Genomic DNA, 2,712 nt, shown 5'->3' on the forward strand with positions numbered 1-2,712 from the left:
CGCAATCACATTTCCTGCTGGCACCGTCTGGAATGGCATGCCGCTCACGCCAGCGCCCGGAAGGCACCTCGTGTACTTACGCCGCACCCAGCTTGGCTCCGCTGGCTGGTATGCATCCCAACTTCCTGGATACGCAACATGATCCGCGGGCAGATGTTTTCAAAGTCATTTTCCGCCCCTGGTCAGCTGGTTTATGACAACCCAGTTGCCGGCACCTCAAGAACAGTTTTGTGGGTAGTGCCGCCTGGGGTCACAAGCATCAGCGCTGTAGCTGTAGGGCCGGGACTTTTGGTGGGCAGCACCAAAATCAATCGAGGCGCTACGGTTCTGCTATCGGACAACATCGTCATCGGCGCCGGCGGCGCCGATGGTGGTGGGAACGGCGGTTCTCCAGGAAGTAATGGGCGGCCGGGTGGCGGTGGGGCCGGTGGCTACTCTGGCAATGGCGGAGAAGGCGGCGGCGCTGGTACAGCTATTGGCGAGTACTTTACCGGGGCCAGCGGCCTCTCGGGCACAGGCGGCGGTGGAGGCGGTGGAGGTGGAGGTTTCCTGAACTCCGACGGCTCTAACTCATACGGCGTGCCAGGAGGCGGCGTTGGCCTGTTGGGTGTGGGCAATAACGGGTACGGCGGTAACGGAGGGTCGTCTTCGTCTTCATATCCGCAAGTCGGAGGTGCTGGGAGTCAAAAGTCAGGGTCGGGTGCCTACGGCGGCGGCTGTGGCGCAAACTCATATGGGCCCAACAATTATTCTGCCGGCGGCAATCTTCGCTACAAAAACAGCATTCAGGTCACGCCGGGAGAGACGCTGACGATAACGATTGCGCAGCGCACGCCGCAGGTGGCGTACTACAACCCAGGAAACGGCGCGGCGATTCGCATCATGTGGGGCGGTGGACGCTCTTACCCAAATAACGCAGGTGACGTATGAACTTCATTCACAAAACGATGCGTGAAGAAATCACGTTCGTGCAGTTCAAAGAGCGCTTCCCTCTGACGCTGTTCCCCGACGGATATGCGCAGGACTTTGAAGACTACGCGCCGGTTCATCCGGTAGGCCAGCCCGCCCACGACTCTGCAATCCACAAAGTCGTGCGGGCTCCAGCTGTCGAGGTCGCTGGATCGTGGCAGGAGCAATGGGAAGTGGTACCGCTCACGCAGGAAGAGCTTGCCGCCATGGCTTCCGATGCTGCGACTGCATTGGAGGCGGCACGCGCGGAGAAGAATGCGGCGATCAACGCGGCGCGCCTAGCTGCCAACTTCAGCACTTTCACACACGCGGGCAAAGTGTTCGCATGCGACCAACTGAGCCGCAGCGACATCGACGGGACGAACGGCTATGTGGCCTTGCATGGCGCCTTGCCTCCGGTCTGGCCCGCTGGGTGGAAGGCGGTGGACAACACGTTCTATCCGATTGCAGACGTGGCGGCATGGAAGGCGTTCTATGGCAGCATGTTCGCAGCCGGCAACGCCAACTTCGCGCATGCGCAGGCTCTCAAGCAGGTACTGGCTGCAGCGCAAACCATTGAAGATGTGGAGGCTATCGCATGGTAATGCGGGCAGATTTCTACATGGTGACCAGCCCAGGCTTGCAGGGCAACGTGCAGCCATCGATCGATGCGATCATGGAGCCGGTGCAGCGAAGCATTGCGCAGATCGAGTGCGGCGACTCCCAGGACTTCGAGCGAGACCGGCCCTTGCTGATCCAGCTCGGCCACGCCATCGGCCTCGATGACGTTGGTATCGACAACCTGTTCATTCAAGCCGGAGCTCTTTAATGCTGCTCGCTTCGTACAAGTCCACGCGGCCCGGCCTGCAGGGCATTGCCAACCGGCTGATCCGCCTGCGCCTGCGCAGCCCGTACAGCCACACCGAGGTGGTGTTCGAACCTCATGACCCGGTCGCTCACCTGATGCCCGACGGCTCCACGGAGCGCGCAGCGGACGGCTCGCTATGGTGCGCCTCCAGCGTGGCGGCCGAGGCGCTTCCTGCTCACTCGACTCGTCGGGCGGGAAAGATGGGCGGAGTGCGTTTCAAGCGGATAGCGTTGAACCCTGATCACTGGGACGTAAAGCCCATGCGGGCTGATCCTGTGGCGGCTGCCCAATGGTTCGCTTCGAACCAGGGTGCCCTCTACGACTGGCAGCTCATCGCCGGCTTTTTGGCTTGGTTCGTGCCTGGCAAGGGTGACCGCTGGACGTGCAGCGAGGCTGCTGCTGCTGCTGCTGGTGCGCCGAATGAAGAAGCCTGGCGCGTTGACCCGTGCAACGGCCACATCCTGCTTCCCTCGTTCAGGGAGTAGAAAAAAAGACGGGCGACCGGCTTGCGTGATCTTCAACTGCTCAGTGAGCAGTTCCATTCCGAATTCAACTGGTCAAGGCCCAGCATACGCCAAACCCTTGCCCTGGAGACACACATCTATGCGTAACCCCTACCGCGCCTTCCTGGACCTGCTCCCGCCCCGCCCGTTGCAGGTGGGCACTGTCACGGCAGTCAACGCAGACATTGCCACTATCGGCCTACCCGGCGGCGGAACCCTATCCGCACGCGGCACAGCGGCAGTAGGACAGCGCGTGTTCGTGCGCGACGGAGTGATAGAGAAGGCGAAGCCCCCACGCTGACCTACGTGGAGGCCGAGGTATAGCCCAAAACTACCCCAAAGCGCCCCCGACGCCAACGACGTATTTCACACCACACAATTTCGTTTCCTGAC

General features: G+C 61.4%; 4 protein-coding genes. All 4 read left to right on the forward strand.

Annotated features, from left to right (window positions below; all coding sequences use genetic code 11):
* On the forward strand, positions 1-197 hold a 197-nt coding region (locus tag PY257_RS16135), incomplete at its 5' end, for a hypothetical protein (protein WP_275743664.1).
* Between the two features lie 729 nt (positions 198-926).
* The gene (locus tag PY257_RS16140; protein ID WP_275743666.1) at positions 927-1,553 is read left to right on the forward strand and encodes a DUF4376 domain-containing protein; all 627 of its coding nucleotides are present in this window, start codon (positions 927-929) and stop codon (positions 1,551-1,553) included.
* Positions 1,547-1,777: a hypothetical protein gene (locus tag PY257_RS16145; RefSeq protein WP_275743668.1), complete on the forward strand. Its 231-nt coding sequence runs from the start codon at positions 1,547-1,549 to the stop codon at positions 1,775-1,777. The genes PY257_RS16140 and PY257_RS16145 overlap by 7 nt, the downstream gene beginning before the upstream one ends.
* On the forward strand, positions 1,777-2,301 hold the full coding sequence (locus PY257_RS16150) for a hypothetical protein (protein ID WP_275743670.1): 525 nt from the start codon (positions 1,777-1,779) through the stop codon (positions 2,299-2,301). Before PY257_RS16145 ends, PY257_RS16150 begins: the two co-directional genes overlap by 1 nt.
* Positions 2,302-2,712 lie beyond the last annotated feature (411 nt).

The organism is Curvibacter soli (genome assembly GCF_029211125.1).
Classification (GTDB): Bacteria; Pseudomonadota; Gammaproteobacteria; order Burkholderiales; family Burkholderiaceae_C; genus Curvibacter_A; species Curvibacter_A soli.